This is a genomic window from Nitrospirota bacterium, from assembly GCA_040757595.1.
Taxonomy (GTDB): domain Bacteria; phylum Nitrospirota; class Nitrospiria; order Nitrospirales; family Nitrospiraceae; genus JBFLWP01.
In genome coordinates this window covers 1-2,866 of record JBFLWP010000032.1, presented here as the reverse complement: position 1 = coordinate 2,866, position 2,866 = coordinate 1, and the positions used below count along the sequence as shown (strand labels likewise).

The 2,866-nt window shown below is 66.6% G+C and carries 3 protein-coding genes; 1 reads left to right on the top strand and 2 read right to left on the bottom strand.

Features of this window, described 5'->3' with window-relative positions:
• Window positions 1–106 precede the first annotated feature (106 nt).
• On the bottom strand, window positions 107–1,957 hold the full coding sequence (locus tag AB1411_16945; protein ID MEW6545279.1) for an SUMF1/EgtB/PvdO family nonheme iron enzyme: 1,851 nt from the start codon (window positions 1,955–1,957) through the stop codon (window positions 107–109).
• A 319-nt stretch (window positions 1,958–2,276) separates the two neighbouring features.
• Here AB1411_16945 and AB1411_16940 point away from each other — a divergent pair, with 319 nt between their 5' ends.
• Window positions 2,277–2,579 (top strand): hypothetical protein, encoded by a 303-nt coding sequence (locus AB1411_16940; GenBank protein ID MEW6545278.1) that lies wholly within the window; start codon window positions 2,277–2,279, stop codon window positions 2,577–2,579.
• A gap of 93 nt (window positions 2,580–2,672) precedes the next feature.
• Here the strand turns inward: AB1411_16940 and AB1411_16935 are convergent.
• Window positions 2,673–2,866, bottom strand: a 194-nt coding sequence (locus AB1411_16935) for a four helix bundle protein (GenBank protein ID MEW6545277.1), incomplete at its 5' end; no start/stop codon positions are given.

Genomic DNA, 2,866 nt, shown 5'->3' with positions numbered 1-2,866 from the left:
CTGGCCCCTCACCCGTGCCCTCTCCCCCGAAGCCGGGGGAGAAGGGACGGTGAGGGGGCATTTCGGATCCAACCCTCACAGGGTCACAGTCCCACAGAGCACAGGGTCAGCGGGCGTCCTGGGCGCATCGGAACCCGGTGCCGGCGTTCCAGCGCGACGGATTGTCCCCGCTCCGATACGCGGACCGTACGTACCCCGCATTATTGTGCCACGACCCGCCGCGCAGCACTTTGGTGCTATTGTCGTAGTCCGAACTGGTCCACTCCCAGACATTGCCGGCCATGTGGTAAAGCCCGTAGGGGCTCTTGCCCGCCTCGTAACTCTCCACCGTGGCCAGGGTCCCGTAGCCGTTCCATCGGGTGTTAAACAGGGCATGCCGGCTGCTGGGCTCCTCATTGCCCCAGGGGTACTTCCGTCCATCTGTGCCTCGTGCCGCCTTCTCCCATTCCTGCTCAGTTGGTAACCGCTTCCCATAGTGCCGGCAGTAGGCGTCGGCATCATGCCACGTGACATTGACCACCGGCCGATCGCCGCTCCCCACCAGCGCCACCTGCTGCGACCAATCGGACGGTTGCGCCCGCCTCGTGTCTTGGATGAAGGTGGCATACAGCTTCGTCGAGACTTCGTACTTGTCGATGTAGAAGGCCTCCAGGGTGACGCGGCGCTCCGGCTTCTCATCCGCATCGCCGTCGTTGCTGCCCATGATGAACTCCCCCGCCGGCACCAGCACCATCGGCGCGCCGTCTCGGCCGGTGATCTCTTTGCCCATCTGCCGCGGGGCCTCATAGGCCGGGGCCTTGGCGACGAGGACCTCGGCGTGGACCTGCTGCTTGAGCGCCTCGGCTTCGGCCGCGTGCGGGTTGTCGTCGGGAAAGTCCGCGAGGAACTTGTCCAGCGCCGCCAGCCGCTTCTCACGCGACACGCTGGTCTTCCCAGCGAAGGCCTGCACCTTGCCCCAGGCCTGCTCGCGCTGCTCCGCCCGCGCCGCCACCGCCTCCAGGTCGTGATACCCGCTGAGATCCACGCCCGTGGGCGCCGGCCCGGTCTGCGGCGACGGCGGCGGGGCCCCCTTGCCGGTCGCCGCCAGCGGCAGGCTGTTGTCATACCGACCCTGGATTTCCGGGTTTTGATACCCTGTCGTGAGCCGTTTGACCTCCCGATACGTGTGGTCGTAGAGCTCGCGCATCTGGACCAGGCCGTTCCCGTCGTTGTCCGCCGCGCCCTTCAAGCCAGTGAGGAGCGCGCAGGTGAAGGCCCCGTGGCCCCCGCAGAACTGCGGCCCTTCCTGCGACCGCTCCGCCGCGCTGGAGGCCGACAGCACGGCGATCCCGTCCTGCGCCTGCCCCATGGAGACCAGCATCCGGTTGATGTCGGCGGCGTTGGCGTTGCGCATGGCGAGCAGCGTGGACGACGCCCCGAAGGCCCCGGCGTGGCAGGCGTCCAGGAACAGGACGATCTTGCGCGCCTTGCTGCGCGCGATCTGCTTGAGCAGGTCGTCCCGGCTGATGCCCTGGTCTTCCGGGAGGTTCGCATCCGAATTGTAGGTGAGAAAGTAGAGGTCGTGCCCGCTCGCGTCCGGCAGCCCGTGCTGGGCCAGGGAGAGAATGACCAAGTCCTCCGGCTGCGCCAGCCGCAGGACCTCGCTGACTTCCTTCAAGATGCGCCCGCGCGTGGCCTGCTCGTTCGTGACCAGGCGGAACTGGTCGGCCGGAATCCGGCCCTTGAACTGTTTGACGAAAAAGTCGTGCAAGGCCTGGGCGTCCTTGTCGGCATATTTGAGGTTCAGCTCCTTCTGCTGATACTTCGACACGCCGATGAAGACGCCCCAGACGGAGCCGACGCTCACGCCGGTCGCCGGCGAGACGAAGACCCCGCGCGTGTCGGCCAGGGCGGGCGGGGCCAGGCTCGCCAGCAGCAGCCCGGCTGCGATGAGACTGAGAACGGGTTGGCGTGGCATGCGACACCTCGCGGCGGGTGGTGCTCACAGGGGCCACCCAGCCCGACGCTGGGGGCCTATCGCGACGCGATTCTCGCCCCTCCGCTCATACGGTCAAGGGGGGGTGACTAGACGCAGCGCTCGGTCACCCAGTATGCCCGATTCCGGCTGGCCGGTCAATGCGCCAAACGGCGTAGGGTGTGGTTGGATCCTCGAGGCCCAGCACGAGGGCAGAATCGCGAGGGCAGGAGCAATGACGACGCGGCGAGGAGACGCGCCTGGACCGAAAGAACCTTGGGGGCTCGAGGGTTGGGAGTGCCTGCGATGCGGACAGTCCGAGGTGTTGCTCGATGGCCACGACGCGACGTTCCAGGTTCTCCACGCGCTGGTGGAGCTGCTGGTAGGACAACTGAACGAGCGCCCGAGTCTCACGGGCTTCCCGGTCAATCTTTGCCTCAACCTCCGCCATCTGTTGGCGAAGACCTTGATGGCCTCCGACCACCAAATCGAGCTTGTGGAGGACATCCTCGATGAGCACGCCCGTGTGGCGCTTGGCGTCCTCGATCTGTTCGGTGAAATCGGTCCGAACCGCGGTGATCGTCCCGGCGAGCCGGCCTTCGAGGGCCGCCATGTCTTGCCGTAACTCGGTTGTGGCGGTCGTCACGATCTGCTGAATCTGGCCAAGCGATTCCGCGTCCATGAAGCCCTCCGTGGTCGGGCAGGAGGGTAGGGCGGCTCAGCAGAGAAAGCAAGATTCCCGCATCCTGTCCCGCGAAGAGGCGGCCCGGACCAAGCCCAACATAACCTCCAGCATGGCCGTCTCGATCCGCTCCCCCAGCACGAACCGATGCGAGCGGGGAAACGTGCCGACATGATTGACGAACCAGAGCAGGAGGTCGTAGGCCACGGTCCCCGCCGCCGGCAGCGCCG